Annotated in this window: 17 protein-coding genes; 12 read left to right on the forward strand and 5 right to left on the reverse strand. The window is 69.9% G+C overall.

All coding sequences use genetic code 11. The features are described from left to right. Positions 1-256: 256 nt before the first annotated feature. The gene (locus KBI44_18770) at positions 257-2,854 is read right to left on the reverse strand and encodes a choice-of-anchor B family protein (GenBank protein MBP9146528.1); all 2,598 of its coding nucleotides are present in this window, start codon (positions 2,852-2,854) and stop codon (positions 257-259) included. A gap of 128 nt (positions 2,855-2,982) precedes the next feature. Here KBI44_18770 and tsaD point away from each other — a divergent pair, with 128 nt between their 5' ends. The 5 genes from tsaD (at position 2,983) to KBI44_18795 (ending at position 7,099) form a co-directional block, all read left to right on the forward strand. Beyond that, the gene (tsaD, locus tag KBI44_18775) at positions 2,983-4,113 is read left to right on the forward strand and encodes a tRNA (adenosine(37)-N6)-threonylcarbamoyltransferase complex transferase subunit TsaD (protein ID MBP9146529.1); all 1,131 of its coding nucleotides are present in this window, start codon (positions 2,983-2,985) and stop codon (positions 4,111-4,113) included. Then, positions 4,110-4,997, forward strand: a complete 888-nt coding sequence (locus KBI44_18780) for a 1-acyl-sn-glycerol-3-phosphate acyltransferase (protein MBP9146530.1) — start codon at positions 4,110-4,112, stop codon at positions 4,995-4,997. The genes tsaD and KBI44_18780 overlap by 4 nt, the downstream gene beginning before the upstream one ends. A gap of 11 nt (positions 4,998-5,008) precedes the next feature. After that, positions 5,009-6,019: a hypothetical protein gene (locus tag KBI44_18785; GenBank protein ID MBP9146531.1), complete on the forward strand. Its 1,011-nt coding sequence runs from the start codon at positions 5,009-5,011 to the stop codon at positions 6,017-6,019. 211 nt (positions 6,020-6,230) lie between these two features. Next, a complete protein-coding gene (locus tag KBI44_18790; protein ID MBP9146532.1) occupies positions 6,231-6,830 on the forward strand; it encodes an outer membrane beta-barrel protein in 600 nt (199 codons plus the stop codon). Positions 6,831-6,850: 20 nt separating this feature from the next. Next, the gene (locus tag KBI44_18795; protein MBP9146533.1) at positions 6,851-7,099 is read left to right on the forward strand and encodes a hypothetical protein; all 249 of its coding nucleotides are present in this window, start codon (positions 6,851-6,853) and stop codon (positions 7,097-7,099) included. 151 nt (positions 7,100-7,250) lie between these two features. Here KBI44_18795 and KBI44_18800 read toward each other — a convergent pair whose 3' ends face one another. Then, entirely contained in the window at positions 7,251-7,766 is a 516-nt protein-coding gene (locus KBI44_18800; GenBank protein MBP9146534.1) for a hypothetical protein, read from the reverse strand. A 281-nt stretch (positions 7,767-8,047) separates the two neighbouring features. On the opposite strand from KBI44_18800, the gene KBI44_18805 reads away from it, so the two are divergent. Then, positions 8,048-8,305 (forward strand): hypothetical protein, encoded by a 258-nt coding sequence (locus KBI44_18805; protein ID MBP9146535.1) that lies wholly within the window; start codon positions 8,048-8,050, stop codon positions 8,303-8,305. Between the two features lie 167 nt (positions 8,306-8,472). On the opposite strand, the gene KBI44_18810 is transcribed toward KBI44_18805, so the two are convergent. Together KBI44_18810 and KBI44_18815 are read right to left on the reverse strand one after the other, a co-directional pair. Further along, on the reverse strand, positions 8,473-9,528 hold the full coding sequence (locus KBI44_18810; protein MBP9146536.1) for an ABC transporter permease: 1,056 nt from the start codon (positions 9,526-9,528) through the stop codon (positions 8,473-8,475). After that, positions 9,525-10,559: an ABC transporter ATP-binding protein gene (locus KBI44_18815; GenBank protein ID MBP9146537.1), complete on the reverse strand. Its 1,035-nt coding sequence runs from the start codon at positions 10,557-10,559 to the stop codon at positions 9,525-9,527. Before KBI44_18815 ends, KBI44_18810 begins: the two co-directional genes overlap by 4 nt. A gap of 98 nt (positions 10,560-10,657) precedes the next feature. Here KBI44_18815 and lepA point away from each other — a divergent pair, with 98 nt between their 5' ends. Beyond that, positions 10,658-12,460 (forward strand): translation elongation factor 4, encoded by a 1,803-nt coding sequence (gene lepA / locus KBI44_18820; protein MBP9146538.1) that lies wholly within the window; start codon positions 10,658-10,660, stop codon positions 12,458-12,460. Positions 12,461-12,463: 3 nt separating this feature from the next. Here the strand turns inward: lepA and KBI44_18825 are convergent, their stop codons facing one another. Continuing rightward, the gene (locus KBI44_18825; protein ID MBP9146539.1) at positions 12,464-12,616 is read right to left on the reverse strand and encodes a hypothetical protein; all 153 of its coding nucleotides are present in this window, start codon (positions 12,614-12,616) and stop codon (positions 12,464-12,466) included. 371 nt (positions 12,617-12,987) lie between these two features. On the opposite strand from KBI44_18825, the gene KBI44_18830 reads away from it, so the two are divergent. From KBI44_18830 to KBI44_18850, 5 genes are all read left to right on the forward strand, one after another. Then, the gene (locus KBI44_18830) at positions 12,988-13,404 is read left to right on the forward strand and encodes a hypothetical protein (GenBank protein MBP9146540.1); all 417 of its coding nucleotides are present in this window, start codon (positions 12,988-12,990) and stop codon (positions 13,402-13,404) included. 28 nt (positions 13,405-13,432) lie between these two features. Continuing rightward, entirely contained in the window at positions 13,433-14,311 is an 879-nt protein-coding gene (locus KBI44_18835; GenBank protein MBP9146541.1) for an EamA family transporter, read from the forward strand. 40 nt (positions 14,312-14,351) lie between these two features. Next, positions 14,352-15,074, forward strand: coding sequence for a DoxX family membrane protein (locus KBI44_18840; protein MBP9146542.1), 723 nt, complete (start codon positions 14,352-14,354; stop codon positions 15,072-15,074). Between the two features lie 22 nt (positions 15,075-15,096). Next, positions 15,097-15,480 (forward strand): cupin domain-containing protein, encoded by a 384-nt coding sequence (locus KBI44_18845; protein ID MBP9146543.1) that lies wholly within the window; start codon positions 15,097-15,099, stop codon positions 15,478-15,480. Beyond that, the coding region (locus KBI44_18850; GenBank protein ID MBP9146544.1) for a sulfatase-like hydrolase/transferase at positions 15,474-16,781 on the forward strand (1,308 nt) is incomplete at its 3' end. The genes KBI44_18845 and KBI44_18850, both read left to right, overlap by 7 nt.

Here is a 16,781-nt window from a genome sequence, read left to right on the forward strand (position 1 = left end):
CGCGGAATCTGCGCCTGCATCCCGGCGAGCCTCGCCACCGCCTCCTCGACCGGCACCGCCGCGCGCTCGAGCAGCATCTGCCGCGCGAGCGTCGCCCGGTTGAGCGCCCGGCGCGAGAGCTCCGGGGAACCGGCGTTCGCAGGCGGCTTCGCGCGGGTTCGGGTGGCCATCGAGGAAAGTCGAAAAGGACCAGGAAAGGAAGGACCTGGCCGTCAGGCTCGAGGGTTGCCCGATGAGGTACCGAGCTCCGGGCCGCTCACGGAACGGCCGCCGACCAGGCGCCGGTGGTGCCGGTTACGAAGCCGTCGAGAAAGATCAGGTTACTGGTGCAAGCGCTGGGGATCTGGGTGTGGGTGACGGCGATGTCGTCGACGTACCAGCCCTCGCCGGTCACCCCGGAGTCGGTGCCATAGCGCCAGGCGAGGCGGACGCTCTGGCCGGCGTAGGCCGAGAGATCGATGGTGCGCTGCTGCCAGGTTCCCAGCTGTCCCATGCTCGAGAACGCCGGCGTGCCGTTGGCGAGTGCCGTCGTGCAGGCGTTGCCACCGTTCGAGATCGTGTTCGGATAGCCCGGCGGACTCGGCGTGAGACGGGTCCAGGTGGCTCCGCCGTTGGTCGAGATCTCGACGATGCCGCCGTCGAAGCCGGCTTCGATGTCCCAGATCGTCCAGAACGAGAGCTCGGGGCTCTGCGCCGCGGAGAGCGCGAGCGGCATCTCCAGAGTGATGCAGGCGTTGTTGGCGTCGATCGAGTAGAAGCTGTGGGTGCCGGTGCGCTTGCGCGCTGGCGACAGATGCCAGCCGGCGTGCTCGGGCGCCAGCGCCTCGGAGTTGGCGAGAGCGTCGTCGGAACCTCCTCCCAGGGTGTCGAGCGGCGGATCGCCGGGCTCGGCGCCGGTCGCGAACGTCCCGTCGATCGCCGGGCCGGTCGCGGTCGCCCCGAGATGCACGATGTTCGAGTCCTCGTTGCTGCTCGCACTGTCGACCGCGCGCACGACGTAGAAGCTGGGCGTCAGCGAAGGGGCGCTGGTGTCGACATGGGAAAGTCCCGACAGGCCCTGCGCGATGCGGTTGGCGGGAGAGGGGACGAAGCTGTCGGTGGCGCCGCGATAGACCGAGTAGGTCGCCGGCCCGCCGCAATAGACGGTGCTCGGTGTCCAGCCGAGATCGACGGCGCAGGAAGCCGTCCCCTGGTTCGTCGCGCTGGCGATGCCGACAAAGGCGGGCGGTGCGGTGCAGGTGCCGGTCGTCGAGGCTTCGACGCAGGCCGAGGCCGGCGAGCCGCAGATTCCGGTCGCATCGCGCTCCGCGATGCGATAGCCGTAGGTCACGACGCCGGAGGCCGTGAGGTCGTCGAACGCCGGCGACGCGAGCCCCGTGGCGACGGTCTCGAAGGTCCCGCTACAGCCCCCCAGCGCACGCTCTACCTTGAAGGTCGCTCCTGGCGCCCCGGAGCCGGTCCAGTCGAGGTCGATGCGGTGATCGCCGTTGGGGCTCGCCTGAAGTCCCGAAGGCGCGGCGGGCGCGGTGCAGAGGTTCGTCGGGCGCAGAATGAACAGACCCTGCGAGATGTGGGAAACCGGGATATTGCCGCTCTCGAAGAACGGGTAGTTGTTCCAGGTGCCGTCGAAGACGTCGTCGTTGTTGAGCGGGAAGAGATCGAAGAAGCCGACCTCGGTGAGTTGCGCCTGCGCGAGGTCGGTGAGCGCCAGGATGCGAAGGCCGGAGGTGTAGTTCGATTCGAAGACGAAGTTGGCGCGCACGTAGAGGTTGTGATCGATTGCCGGGGTCGAATGGCTGAAATAGCCGTTTGCGCCGGCGAGCACGAGGTTGTCGAGATCGAGCGCGTCGAAGATGTAGGTGCGTGTCGGCGTGACGCCGTTCTCGTCGAGCTCGTCGTTGAGCAGGATGTAGCGGTGGTCGTCGGTGAACCAGGCCTGATGGCTGTATCCGGCATTGTTGTAGTGCAGGCTGTCGAGCCGCACCGGCACAGCATGGTTCGTCACATCGACGATGTCGAGGTTGTGCGCCGAGCCGCGCGCCGCGAGGCAGATCTCGTGGCCGGTGTAGGTGGTGTCGGGGCCGTGATACACGAAGCACTGATTTTCGTGAATGTAGCCGCCGTCGTTGTAGCACGCGACGAACTGCGGGCTCGCCGGGTTGGCGAGATTCACGATGTGCATGCCGGTGCCGCAGGTGTTGCTGCCCACGAGATAGGCGTAGCCGGTCTCGCGGGTGATCGAAATGGTGTGAGTGTTGGTGACGCCGGCATAGTGCGCCGTTTCGGCGAAGGTCACCGGCGGCACGGCGACGTCGCGCAGCTGTCGCAGGTCGAAGACCTGCATGCCGTGCGCCCCGCCGTTGTCCACGACGATGTAGGCGTGGTCGGCGTACTCACGGACGTCGCGCCAGGTCGAGACGATTCCGGCGTGGCTCGGGAGCTTGCCGGCGTAGACGGGGTTCTCCGGATCGGTGATGTCGATGAAGGCGGTGCCGTTGTTGAGGCCGAGCAGCACCCACTCGTGGCCCGTCACCGGATCGGTCCAACCCCAGAGGCTGTTGGTCTTGACGGTTCCGCCCGCCGTGCCGAAGGTCGTGTGCGGCATGAACTCCACGAGATCGATGTTGCTGCAGGGATAGACGCCGCCCGCCATGCCGCCGATACAGGCCTGGACATGCTCGGGGGCGAGGGGCGAAGGCCCCGCGTCCGCCTGTGCGAGCTCGGCGGTGACCTGTTCGAGGTGGGCGGCATCCGCGGCGGGCGGCTCGTCGGCCCGGAGGCGGCCGGAGGTCGAATCGAGCAGAAGAGCCCCGAGACAGAATGCGAGCGACGGGAACGACTTCCGGGTCAGCATCTCGTTGGTTCTCCGGCGGTGGCGGGCGGGTTTGGAAGGCGGCAGGCTAGCAGAAGCGCCGCCGGGCGGGAATTCCCTTCTCCACAGCGCTCCCTGCGCCCGGCAGCAGGCCCGGGTAAACTCATTGAATGCGGCCGTCGCTCGTGCTCGGCATCGAAACCAGCTGTGACGACACCGCCTGCGCGGTGGTCGACAGCGAGGGGCGGGTGCTCGCTTCGGTGGTCTCCTCCCAGCTCGCGGTCCACCGGCCCTACGGCGGCGTCGTGCCGGAGCTCGCCTCGCGCGAGCAGCTCGCCAACTGGCCGGCGGTCTACGCCGAGACCCTGGCGCGCGCCGGGGTGACGATCGACGACATCGGCGCGATCGCCGCGACCTCGGGGCCCGGGCTCATCGGTTCGCTGCTCGTCGGGTTGTCGCTCGGACGCGCCCTCGCCTGGGCGCGCGGCCTGCCGTTTCTCGCCGTGCACCACCTCGAAGGGCACCTCTACTCGCCCTGGCTCACGACCGACGGCACACCGGCGGCGCCCTTCCCCGAGCGCTTCGTGGGGCTGGTCGTTTCCGGCGGGCACACCAGCCTCTACCGCGTGCGTCCGGCGGGAGCGTCACGGGCGGCGAGGTCGGCGGCCTCCGGCGACCCTCGCTCGATCACTCTCGTCGCCGAGACCCGGGACGACGCCTTCGGCGAGGCGTTCGACAAGTTCGGCAAGCGCTTAGGGCTGCCTTACCCGCAGGGGCCGCTTCTCGACCGGCTCGCCGAGCGGGGTGACGCCGCGGCGGCTCCGGTCGCCCGGCTCGTCGGCACGGAGGAGCTGTTCTTCTCCTACTCCGGCCTGAAGACCCAGGCGGTGAGCGCGCTCGAGAAGCTCGAAGCGCGGGGGCTGCGCATGCCGCCGCCGGCGCTTCTGTCCGAGCAGCCCGAAGCTGCCCTGGAGGCCATTGCCCAACCGTTCCTCGACCTCGCCGCCGGTTTCCGGGAGTCCGCCGTGCGCCAGGTCCTCGACCGGCTCACCCGGCTGCATCGCCGGGAGCCGTTCACGGAGCTCGCGGTCTCGGGCGGCGCGGCGGCGAACCGGCTGCTGCGCCGAAGACTCCCGGAATGGGCAGCGGAGCGCGCGGTGGCGCTACGCCTGGTGCCGCTCCTCTATTCGGGGGACAACGCGGCGATGATCGCTTTCGCGGCCGTCGCGCGGCAGGCAAGAGGCGAGCTCGACGACCCCTTGCTCGCGGAGGCGGCGAGCCGGCTGCCGCTCGGCGCATGAAGCCGAGCCCCATCATCGACCTCCTCTGGCTGCCGGTCAATGCGCTGCAGCTCCTGGCGACCTGGCTGTGGTCCGCGTTCTGGATCAGCGTCGCCCTGATCGTCGCGTCGGTCGGCCGGCGGCGCGGGCCGGCGCTCTGGCTGGCGCGCCATGTCTGGGCGCCCGGCATGGTCGCCATCGGTCTGTCGCGCCTGCGGATCGTCGGGCGCGGACGACTCGACCTGCGTCGCCCCTGCTTCTTCGTCGCCAACCACCAATCCTGGCTCGATATCCCGGTGCTCTTTGCCGCCGTGCCGGCGCCGCTCCATTTCATCGCCAAGCAGGAGCTCGCGCGGGTGCCGTTTCTCGGCTGGTACATCTCCGCGATGGGCATGGTCTTCGTCGATCGCAGCGCGCGCCGCAAGGCACTCTCGAGCGTCAGCGCGGCCGGCGAGCTGCTCGCCGCAGGCGGCAGCCTGGTCTCCTTTCCCGAGGGGACACGGTCGGCGCCGGGCGAGCTCGGTCGCTTCAAGACCGGCGGCTTCGCGGCAGTGCTCGACTCGCCGGCGCGCGCCGTCGACGTCGTGCCGGTGGGAATCGTCGGAGCGGGCAGGATCCTGCCGCGCGGTGGCTTCAAAGTGCGTCCGGGCCGTGTCGAGGTGCGCTTCGGCGAGCCGATTCCGGTGGCCGGCCTCGAGCGCGAGGATCGCGGTGCGCTCGCGCGTCGGGCCGAGGCGGCGGTCGCCGCCCTGCTCGGGTTGCCGGCCCGCGCCGCCGGCGCGAACGCCGCCGATCCTCCGGACACCGTTACCCCGGCCGCTCCACGGGAAGCCCCGGAAGAGAGCGCTCGAGCGTCGCGCAACAGCACCGATGGGGCGGTCGGTCTAAGATCGGGAGCGCAATGAGGAGACGACCGATGCGCAAGAGCGACGGGTTCGATCACCGCTGGGCCGCCATAGCGCTCGGCCTGATGCTCACCGGTCGGGCGCTCGCCCCGGCGATGCTCGGCGCGGAGGAGCTGCCGCCGCGCTTCCGCGAAGCGGTCGACCTGTTCGCTGCCGGCAAATTCAAGGAGTGCCAGATCGCCTTCACCCAGGCGGCCGGCGCCGCCCCGCGTGCTGGCCTCGCGGCGCGGGCCGCCTACGGCGCGGCCTGCTGCGCCGCCGTGCGCAACGACCTCGACGGCGGCTACGAGGCGCTGGCGCTGGCGCTGGACAACGGCTTCGTCGACCTCGAGCGGGCGCTCGCCGACCCGCGTCTCGAGACGCTGCGTGCCGACGCGCGATGGATGCGCTTCATCACCCTCCTCGAGGAGCGGCAACAGATGCACCAGAAGGCGCTCGATCCCGATCTCCTGCGCCTCTATCTCGAGTTCCAGGCGGAGCGCGACACCATCGCCCGCGAGCTGCCCGCGACCGGAGCACCGGCCGCCGCCGCCGCGCCCACCGCCGCCTGGGTCGAGCGCAGCCTGGCGCGGCGGCAAGAGGCCGCGGGGCTGGTGAGCCGAGGACGCGTACGCCAGCCCGAGGATGCCTTTCACGCCGCCGCGCTTCTGGTCGAGAGCGAACGCCCGGCGGAGGTCGCGCTCGCCGCTGAATTGGGGCGCCAGGCCCTCGCCCGGGATCCGGATCTCCTGGCCGCCCGCCCGCTGGTCGCAACGGCGGTCGACCGCGGCGAGATGCTCGCCGGCAAGCCGCAGAAGTACGGCACGCAACTGGTCGAAGAGGGCGGCAGGTGGAAGGTCTACGCCGTCGACCCTGCGGTGACCGATGCGGAACGTGCCGAATGGGGTCTGCCCCCGCTCGCCGACGCCGTAGCGCAGGCTGCGGAGATCAACCTGCGTGCCGCGACGCAGAAGCGCCCGCCGGAGCGTGCTCCGGCATCGCCCGCGCCGCCCCCATCCCCGGCGCCGACGCCGCCCAGCTAGCGCCGCAGCGCCTCGCGCGGCGGGGGCGCGCCCGGAACTGTGTACAAAAGGGGCGCGACCCAACCCGGGCCGCGCGGTCGCGAAGCCCCGTCCGCAGGGCGTTTGCGGCCCCTCGCGTGCTGGCACTCCTCTTGCCTTGAGGTTCTCCTGAAACTGCCGGGAGACGAGTTGCCGTGGATGGCGACTCCCGGCTCATCCCAAGGAGAACGACATGAAGCTCCGAACGCCTCTGATCGCCGCCCTCTTCATGGCGGTTTTCGCCACCGCGCCGCTGGCCGCCGCGGACTTTTCTCTGATGGGCAGCTACTGGGACACCGACGTCGCCGGCGACACGGCCGGCGGCGGCATGATTCTGGGCTTGCCGTTCAACGACACGCTCGCCTTCGAGCTGCGCGCGACCTATTTCGAGCAGTTGAGCGACGATCCGTTCGACAACATCTTCGAAAGCGACGAGACTGTCTTCCAGGGCCGGGGAATCCAGGCCATGCCGCTCGAAGCCGGCCTGCGTTTCAGCTTTGCGCCGGGCTCGACGTTCCGCCCCCATGTCGGCGGCGGCGGCAGCTACTTCCTGATCGACAGCGACTTCGGAGAGATCCAGGACCAGCTCGGCTACTACCTCGCCGCTGGCGCCACGATCGGCGACGGCGCCGGGGCCGAGTTCTTCTTCGAGGGTATCTGGCGCCAGGCGAGCGCCGAGGTCGAGATCGACCCGGAGGATCTGGGCGACATCGATGACATCGACATCGACAACACGCCGAGCTTCGACATCGACGGCTTCGGCGTCAACGTCGGCGTGCGCTGGGCATTCTGAGCCTCCGGGAGATCTGCGCCATGGCAAACACCGACAAGCACCCGTGCAGTCTCTGCGGCAACGTCTACGACAAGGCCTTCGTGGTCGTGCTCGACGACAACCGGTACGTCTTCGACAGCTTCGAGTGCGCGATCCAGCTGCTGGCACCGACCTGCGCGCATTGCACCTGCCGCATCATCGGTCACGGCCTCGAGGCGGACGGCGTCATGTACTGCTGCTCGCACTGCGCGGAGCAGAAGGGCGAGGAGCGGCTGCGCGACCGCGCCTGAGGGCCCATCGCCAGCCGTGCCCGCGCTGCCGGAGGCGCGCTCGCGACGGGTGATGGGGAAGACGAAAAAACGGCGCCGGAGAAACTCCGGCGCCGCTTGTCTCCCGGCGAACGCCTCGCCGGGAGGTCCTGCTCGGTCAGCCCGTGGAGCCTCAGGCGCCCGGCTTGGGGGCGACGATGTCGAAACCCTCGCTCGAGGCCAACTCGTCGCCGAGGTAGATCTCCACCTTGTAGTTGCCGAGCGCCCATCCCTGGGTGCTGGGTGCATGGAAGACGAGGAAGGCCATACCGGCGGCGACGTCCTTGGTTTCGTCGGAGATGCGCACGCCTTCCGGTCCGAGCCACACGGCCTTGATCTTGGAGCCGGCGCCGACATCGCCCACCGCGAGGGATGCATGAACCACGTCACCGGCCTGGACGTTGTCCTGGTTCTCCGCCACCTTGCCCTCGGCGTCGAGGACGGTGCCGAGCTTGAGGTCGGAGATGCGCACGGCCGCAGTGACCGGCGTGATGTCGCTCTTGGCCGCCGAACCCGGGCGTTCGGTCTCGGTCACCGTGGGGGTCGCCTTGTCGGCGTCGCGCTCGGCGCGCTTCGGCTCGTTCGCACAGCCCGCGAAGAGCAGAGCGGCGAGGGCAATACCCCCGGTAACAGTCGTGGAAGTCTTCATGATGGTTCTCTCCTTGGAAACGCTTCGGCCGCGAGGGCGGCGAAGGACGCCTGACGGAAGGAGCACGGCGCATGCCAGGCGGCCGAGCTGCCGAAAGCGGCGCCGGAGGACCTCCGCAAGGGGGCAACTCTTCGATTTTTGAAGAAAGCGCCACGCCTCTTCTCCCCAGAGGGCCTCGACGGCGCTGCCGGGACTTGCCTGCGACCCCGTCCTTCGTGGCATGCCGGTTGCGGTAGGGAGGATTCCACGCGGGACGCAGGCGCATGTGGAGAGAACGAACTATGGGCCTCAAGACCTACCTGTTCATGGGAGCGCTGGCCGGGCTCATCGCCGGGCTCCTCATCGATCTCCTGCTGGACATCCCCACCACCTACATGCGGCTCACGCAGGCCTCGATCATCCTCTTCTCCGCCATGATCTCGGCCTTCATGTACAAGGGCGCGCGCGCCGTGACTGCGGGCCGCGAACCGTCGATCTCAACCGACCGGCCGCGCAGCCGCCGGTCCTCCCGCTTCGCCTTGCGCCGGCCGCGCAGCTAGCCCGCAGCTGCGGCGCGCCACCGCGTGCGCAGCAGGTCAGACGGGGTTCGTGGCGAGATCGCGACGTCGCGCATGGAGGAGGCGCTCCGTGGCGGCGGTGCTCGTGGGATTCCCGGGCTCTCGCTGTCGCCGCGCGCGAGGGGCCCGTCGATCCGCGCGGAAGGGGATCAGCTCCAGCGGAAGATCTTGAGCGCGCCGGCGAAGCCGATCAGGCCCCAGCCGGCGAGAATCGCGAGCTCGGGCACCTGCGAGACGAGCGATGCGCCTTCGAGCATGACGGCGCGCAGGCTGTCGTTCAGGGCGGTGAGCGGCAGCGCCTGGATGAACGGCTGCAGAGCCGCCGGAAAGCGCTCGTTCGAGAAGAAGACGCCGGAGAAGATCCACATCGGGAACATGACGAAGTTCATCAGGCCCGAAACGCCCTCGATGGTCCGTGGACGCGCCGCCACGAGGAGCCCCAGGCCGACGAACGACAACGCGCCGAGAACGCAGACCACGGCCACGGCGGCCACCGAGCCGCGCATCGGCACGTCGAGCGCCACGACCGCAAAGCCGAGCAGAATCGCGACCTCGAGCGCCAGGAAGACGAGCCGCGCCAGCACCTGCGCCGCGAGCAGATGCCAGCGCCGCATCGGCGAGGCGATGAAGAGCTTCAGGAGCTTGCCGGCACGCTGCTGGACGAGCGAGAAGCCGATCGCCCACATGCCGGTGCCCATGAGGTTCATGCCGAGGAGGCCCGGCACCAGGAAGTCGATGTAGCGCGCGCCGCGCTCGGTCATCTCGAGCACCTGGGGCTCGAAGCGATCGGTTCTGCCGGCGGCGCGTTCGAGCGCCTGATCGACCTCGAGTCGGGCCAGGCGGCTGTCGGGCCGCGTCGGGTCGAACCAGTAGGTGGGCGGATCGGTGCCGAGCACCACGAGCGCGAGCCGACCGGTGGCGAGCGCATGCTCCGCTTCGGGCCGCGTCAGGATCTGGGGTGCGAGTGTCCCGGAGGCGGCGAGCGCCGCGAGCCGCGCCTCGGCGACGGGATTCTCCTCGATGCCCACCGGCAGCGGTTCGGGCGGGCGGTTGCGGAAGGCGACACCGAGGGCAATCGCCAGCAGGACCGGAAAGAGAAAGACCCAGAAGATCGCCTCGGGTTCGCGCAGGAATTCGCGCAGACGCGCCAGGGTGAGCTGGACGAGCGGGGAAGAGAGCGGCCCACGGGCGCGCCAGGTGCTCATGCAGCGCTCCCCGCGGCGTCGCCGGAGGCGACCACCGCCGAGCCGCCTTCCAGGGTCCGCCCCGTGAGGGCGATGAAGAGGTCCTCGAGGGTCGCGTGATGGGTGGCGAGGCGGCGCGCTTCGATGTGGCGCTCGGCCAGCCGCGCGAGCAGCGGCGGTACCGCCCGGTGGACCTCGCGTACCGTGAGACGGACCGTCGTACCGTCGCGCCGGATCGCTTCGACGCCGGGCAGACCCGCGAGAGCCGCCTCCGGGATCTCGGATTCGGTCTCGACCTCGATGACGTGCTCGGCGCCGAGCGAGGCGACCAGCACGGCCGGGGCGCCCTCCGCCAGGATCCGTCCGCGGTCGATGATGGCGACGCGGTCGCAGAGGCGCGCCGCCTCCTCCATGTAGTGGGTGGTGAGGAGAACCGTCCGGCCGCGCTCCTTCAACCGCTCGACGATCTCCCAGATCTGGCGGCGCGAGGCCGGGTCGAGTCCCGTGGTCGGCTCGTCGAGGAAGAGCACCTCCGGATCTCCGACCAGCGCGCAGGCGAGCGACAGGCGCTGCTTCTGGCCGCCGGAGAGCTCGCGCACGAACGCCCGCCGCTTCTCCTCGAGGCCGACGAGGGCGAGCGCCGCCGCGGGCTGGAGACCGTCGCGGTAGAAGCTGCGGAAGAGCTCGACCAGCTCGGTCACCCGGAGCTTCTCCGGGAAGCGCGTCTCCTGGAGCTGCACGCCGAGCCGCGCCCGCAGCTTCTGGCCGTCCCCCTTCCAGCGCAGACCCAGGACTTCGAGCGTGCCGCCGTCAGGAGCGAGGAGGCCCTCGAAGAGCTCGACCGTCGTGGTCTTGCCGGCGCCGTTCGGACCGAGGAGACCGAAGCACTCGCCTGCCGCCACTTCGAGGTCGAGCCCGTCGACGGCGACCAGGTCGCCGTAGCACTTGACCAGACCCCGGCAGTGGAGCGCGGGGACCGCGGCGGAACCGGAGCCTGCGCGGGAGCCCCCAGAGGAGCCGGTGGCGGGTGTCGCGGCCGATCCGAGACTCATGCGCCAAGTTTAGCCGAGACCGGTCCGGGGGGCTCGAACTGATAAGCTCTCCTGCCCGGCGGCGCCGCTCTCGAGCCCCCGCAGCCGGTCCCAAACCTATGCCTCCGGCCTCCCACATCCGCAACTTCTCGATCATCGCGCACATCGATCACGGCAAGTCGACGCTCGCCGACCGCATCCTCGAGCGCACCGGCGCGGTGACGCAGCGCGAGATGCACGCCCAGCTGCTGGACGACATGGACCTCGAGCGCGAGCGTGGCATCACCATCAAGGCGCGCGCCGTGCGGCTCGACTACCGGGCGAAAGACGGCGAGACCTACGTCTTCAACCTGATCGACACCCCCGGCCACGTCGACTTCTCCTACGAAGTGTCGCGCTCGCTCGCCGCCTGCGAAGGGGCTCTCCTCATCGTCGACGCGGCGCAGGGGGTCGAAGCCCAGACGCTCGCCAACGCCTATCTCGCCGTCAACGGCGGCCTCGAGCTCCTGCCGGTGATCAACAAGATCGACCTGCCGTCGGCCGACATCGACCGCGCCAAGGAGCAGGTCGAGCAGGTCATCGGCATCGACGCCTCGAACGCGGTGCTCACCTCGGCCAAGACCGGCATCGGCATCGACGAGCTCCTCGAGCGCATCGTGAGCGACATTCCGCCGCCGGTCGGCGATCCGTCCGCCCCGTTGAAGGCGCTGCTCTTCGACTCCTGGTACGACACCTATCGCGGCGTCGCCTGTTTCATCCGGGTCATCGACGGCACACTGAAGCGCGGCGACAAGATCAAGTTCGTCGCCGCCGGCCGGATCTACACGGTCGAGGAGCTCGGCACCTACCACCCGAAGCCGCGCGAGGTGCAGGAGCTGTCGGTCGGCGAGGTCGGCTACGTCTACGCCAACATCCGCGACCTGATCCAGGCCAAGATCGGCGATACCGTCACCCACCCCGACCGCCCCACGCTCGACCCCTGTCCCGGCTTCATGGAAGTGAAGCCGATGGTCTTCGCCGGCCTCTTCCCGGTGGTCTCCGAGGACTACGAAGACCTGCGGGACGCAGTCGACAAGCTCCGTCTGAACGACGCCTCGTTCACCTTCGAGCCCGAGAGCTCGACGGCGCTGGGCTTCGGTTTCCGCTGCGGCTTCCTGGGGCTCCTGCACATGGAGATCATCCAGGAGCGCCTCGAGCGCGAGTTCAATCTGGCTCTCATCACGACGGCGCCGGGCGTGCGCTACCGCGTCAACATCTCGAACGGCACGCAGATCGAGATCTCGAGCCCGGCGCAGCTGCCGGATCTGTCGCGTGTCGAGTCGATCGAGGAGCCCTACATCAAGGCGACGATGGTCACCCGCGACGAGTACGTCGGCGGGATCCTCGCGCTGTCGCAGGACCGGCGCGGCATCCAGCGCAGCCTCCAGTACGTCTCGTCGGACCGCGTCCTGATCGAGTACGACTTCCCGCTCGCCGAGGTCATCCACGACTTCTACGACAAGCTGAAGTCGGTGTCACGCGGCTACGCCTCGTTCGACTACGAGCTCTCCGACTACCGCGAAGGCGACGTCGTCAAGCTCGACGTGCTGATCAACAGCGAGCCGGTCGACGCGCTCTCGATCATGGTGCACCGCCAGAAGGCGCACCCCAAGGGCAAGGCGCTGGTCGACAAGATGAAGGAGCTCATCCCGCGGCAGCTCTTCGAGGTCATCCTGCAGGCGGCGATCGGCTCGAAGATCGTCGCGCGTTCGACCGTGAAGGCCCTGCGCAAAGACGTTCTCGCCAAGTGCTACGGCGGCGACATCAGCCGCAAGAGAAAGCTCCTCGAGAAGCAGAAAGAGGGCAAAAAGCGGATGAAATCGGTCGGCAACGTCGAGATCCCGCAAGAGGCCTTCCTGGCGGTCCTCAAGGTCGAGGACTAGGCCTCAGCGGCCGCGCCGGTCCCCGTCGTCCCGGCGATCGCCGCCTTTGCGGCGTTCGACTGGAACCGGAACCACCTTCTTTCGCCGCTCCTCCCGCCGCCGGTCGCTGCCGGCGCGCCGCTCGTCCTTCGGTGGGCTCTTCTTCTCGTCAGACATTCGAGACTCCTCGCGGTCGTTCTCGGGTTCGACTCCTGAATGCCGGATGCGCGCGAACGATATCGCGACTCGAGGAGGGCGCTTCTCGAGTGGGCCGCAAGGGGCGATCCGGCGGGCGGAACCCGGGCTCGATGGCATCGGACGATGTCTCGCCTCCCACCGGCCCTGAGCGTAGAATTCCTCGATGGACCCGCGTTCGATTCCGGTTCGCAAGACGACGCACATGGAGGCCGACGACGCGGGCCGCGACGCCGAGTTCTGGTCCCGAATCGCACCGGCCGATCGCTTCCTCCGCGTTTTCCAAATGAGCCAGGAGGCTTATGGCATCGTCGGCAAGCTCCCTCCCGATCCCGCCGGACGCCCTCGATCTGTTGCGCGCGTTCTGCGCCCGTGAGGTCAGGTTCCTGGTCGTCGGCGCGCATGCGCTCGGCTACTGGGCCCAACCGCGCGCGACCGGCGATTTCGATCTCTTCGTCGAGCCGACACCCGACAACGCCGCGCGGGTCTTTGCGGCCCTGGGGGACTTCGGCGCTCCCCTTCTCGACCTGACCGAAGAGGACTTGCGGACCCCCGGCGTCGTCTTTCAGATGGGAGTGCCGCCGTATCGCATCGATCTCGCGACCGAGTTGACCGGCATCTCGTTCGAGGAAGCCTGGCGCGAACACGCGATCGTGTCGCACTCCGGACTCGACCTGCCGTTCATCGGCCGCGCCGCGATGATTCGCAACAAGCGCGCCACCGGCCGACCCAAGGACATTCTGGACCTCCAGCTGATGGGCGAGGAGTAGAACGGCGAGCCCCTTTCGCACGGCTGTCCTGACCGGCGGCGCGCTGGTCGCCTTCGCCGGGAACTCCTGGCTGTGCCGGGCGGCGCTGCGTTCGCAGGCGATCGATCCGGCGAGCTTCACCGCGGTGCGGCTCACGAGCGGCGCGCTGGTCCTCGGGCTCCTGCTGTTCGCGCGGCCGTGGCGGCCCGGCGCCCCCCGCCTCGCCGGCGGCTGGGCCTCGGCTGCGGCGCTCTTCGCCTACGCCATCGCCTTCTCGCTCGCCTACGTCGAGCTTTCCGCCGGCGTCGGGGCGTTGATCCTCTTCGGCTTCGTGCAGACGACGATGCTCGTCGGCGGCCTGCTCTCCGGGCATCGCCTCACCCGCTACGACGGCGCTGGTCTGGCGCTCGCGCTCGCCGGACTCGGCTGGCTCACTCTGCCAGGCGTCGCGGCTTCCGCGGCAGGAGAGAGTGCGCCGCCGCTCGCGGCGCTCGGCATGGCCGCCGCTGGCGTCGCCTGGGGGATCTACAGTCTGCGCGGGCGAAACGAACGTGCGGCGCCGCTGGCGGTCACCGCCGGAAACTTCGCGCGCGCGACACCGCTCGCGCTCGCCATGCTCGCACTGCAGCTAGCGGGGTGGACGACATCTTCCCCGCACGCCAGCCTGCGGGGTATCGCCCTCGCCGTGTTCTCAGGTGCGCTCACCTCGGGTGTCGGCTACGCGATCTGGTACGCGGCGCTGCCCGGGCTCAGGCCGCTCTCGGCCGGGCTGGTGCAGCTCGGGGTCCCGGTGCTCACGGCTCTGGGCGGAGTGCTGCTGCTTTCCGAAGAGCTCGGCGCCCGGCTGGTGCTCTCGGGCCTGCTGGTCCTCTCCGGCATCGCGCTGGCTGTCGCGGGTCCGCGACCCGTCGCTCCCGCGAAGCGGTAACAATCGCTGGGGACAGGCGTAGAAGATTGCGGTGCCATCGATGAACCCTGCTATCGCCTTTCTCGACCGACTGCATGCCCGGGCGCGGGCGAATCCCCTCCTCTACCGGGTGGTCCTCGCGACGCGCTGTCTCTTTGCCATGGCCTTCATCCCGACCGGCTGGGTGAAGCTCATGGGCCACCGCTTCACCCAGGTTTCGATCGAGAGCCCGGTCGGCGCCTTCTTCGAGGCGATGTACCAGACCGGCGGCTACTGGCAGTTCCTCGGCGCGACGCAGATCGTGGCAGGACTCCTCATGCTGGTGCCGCGCGCCGCGACGCTCGGGGCGGTCGTCTTCTTTCCGGTGGCGTTGAACATCTTCGTCATCACGGTGGCGCTCGACTTCCGGGGCACGCCGTTCGTCACCGGACCGATGCTCGTTGCCGCCGCCGCGCTCCTCGCCTGGGATTGGGATCGCCTGCGCGGGATTGTGACGTCGTCGCCGCCAGTGCTCGCCGCCGCGGATGGCGAGCGCTGGCCTCGTATCGCTGGGCTGGGCCCCGCCTGGGAGCGCGCCGCCTACGTCGCCGGCACGGCAGCCGGGCTGGCCATTTTCGGTTCGGTCCGCGGTCTCGTCGGCGCTTCCGGCGCGCAGGCCGGCTTCGCGGCGGGCCTGCTCGCTGCGCTCGTGGCGCTCGCCGGAGCGGTCCGGGCAGTGCGGGCCGGGCGCCGTGCTCGTGTTCCGCGGGACAGGATCGCGTACGATTCTCCTCCACGAAGCTGAGGACCGAGCCGGGGAGAACGGAATGAGCGCAGAGCTGCCGACGGCCGCGGTGAAGCGGGCCGAAGAGGTCGAAAAGAAGATCGTGGCCGCCGGCACGGCGACCGAGGTGCAGGTGCTGGTCGGCCCCGGCGACGGGGCGCCCAACTTCGCGCTGCGGCGCTTCATCATGGGCGAAGGCGGCGGTATGCCGCTGCACACCAATCTCGTCGAGCACGAGCAGTACGTCCTCGCCGGCCGGGCGCGGATGACGGTCGGCGACGCGGTCCACGAGGTCGCGGCCGGCAACACCCTCTACATCCCGGCCGGCATGCCGCACTCCTACACCGTCCTCGAGGCGCCGTTCGAGTTCCTCTGCGTCGTCCCGAACTCGCCCGACAGGATCGAGATTCTCGAACCGTCTTGCTGAACCCCACCGCGCAGGTGCGTCCGTTCACGCTGCTCGCCCTGCTCACCCTGCTGGCCATCGCCGGAGGGACCTCCGGCTGCCGGGCGCCGGCGCCGCCGGAGGTCCCGGAGACGCTCGAGCGCGTCGAACTGGTGGAGTTCGCCTCCGCCCTGCGGGTCGCGCGCGAAACCACGGCGGTCGACATCGGCGAACCGGCGGCGTGGCCGCACCTGCGCGAAGGGTGGGGGGCGCCCGAGAAGAGCGGGACGACGAGCTTCGCCTGGGGCATGGGAGCGGTTTCGCGGCTCTCGTTCGAGCTCGTCGATGTGCGGGACCTCGACCTGCGTCTGCGTGGCTGGTCGTTTCCGTTCGCGTCCGGCGAAAGCCAGCGGGTCGAGCTGCGGATCAACGGGCGGGCAGTCGGCGAGCAGGCGATCGGGGCGGACGCGACGACGCTCCGGTTCGCCGTTCCGGCCACGCTGCTGCGCGCCGGCGAGAACATCCTCGAGCTGCGCTACGCGCGCCGGAACGAAGGACCGAAGGAGGCGCCTCTGGCGGTGGCATGGGATGGTGTCCGGTTCGCCGGCCCCGGGGAGAACGGCGAGGGTTCGCCTGCCGCTCCGCCGGTGATCGACGCGGCTGGCGGCACCGTCACTCTGCCGGCAGGCAGCGCCGTCGAAGGGACGCTCGAGCTCGCTCCCGGGACCTGGTTGGCCTGGGATGCTGTCGCTGCAGAGGGGAGCGCGCGCCTGGAGCTGGCGGTCGAAGGCGAGGCGACCCCGGTCGCGGGACGGCGGGTGCGCCCGGGCGGCGACGGTCGTCGCGAGCTCTCGGGGCGCCGGTCCGTGGCTTCCGGAGCGTCCGGAGCGGGGGGTTCCCCCCCGTCCGCGCTGGTCCGCTTCGCACTGCGCGCTCCCGGGGCGGACGGCGAGATCCGGGTGAGCGGTCTGCGCCTCGAACAGCCGCCGCCGCGCGCCGCCGCGACCGCCGCCGGCGGCGCGGGCGAACCGGGCGCAGCGACCGCAGCGACCGAAGCGACCGCAGCGGCTGCAGCCAGCCCGGAGCCGCGCCCGAATCTCATCGTCTATCTGATCGACACGCTGCGCGCCGACCATCTCGGCTGTTACGGCTATCCGCGCCCGACCTCGCCGCGCATCGACCGCTTCGCTTCCGAGTCGATCCTCTTCGCGCAGGGCCGCGCCCAGAGCTCGTGGACCAAGCCGGCGGTGGCCACGATCCTCACCGGCCTCTTTCCGACCGCGCACGGCGCGCAGCTGCGCTCGCAGCGGATCCACGAGAACGTCGACACGCTCGCCGAGCGC

It is taken from the genome of Thermoanaerobaculia bacterium (genome assembly GCA_018057705.1).
Taxonomy (GTDB): Bacteria; Acidobacteriota; Thermoanaerobaculia; order Multivoradales; family JAGPDF01; genus JAGPDF01.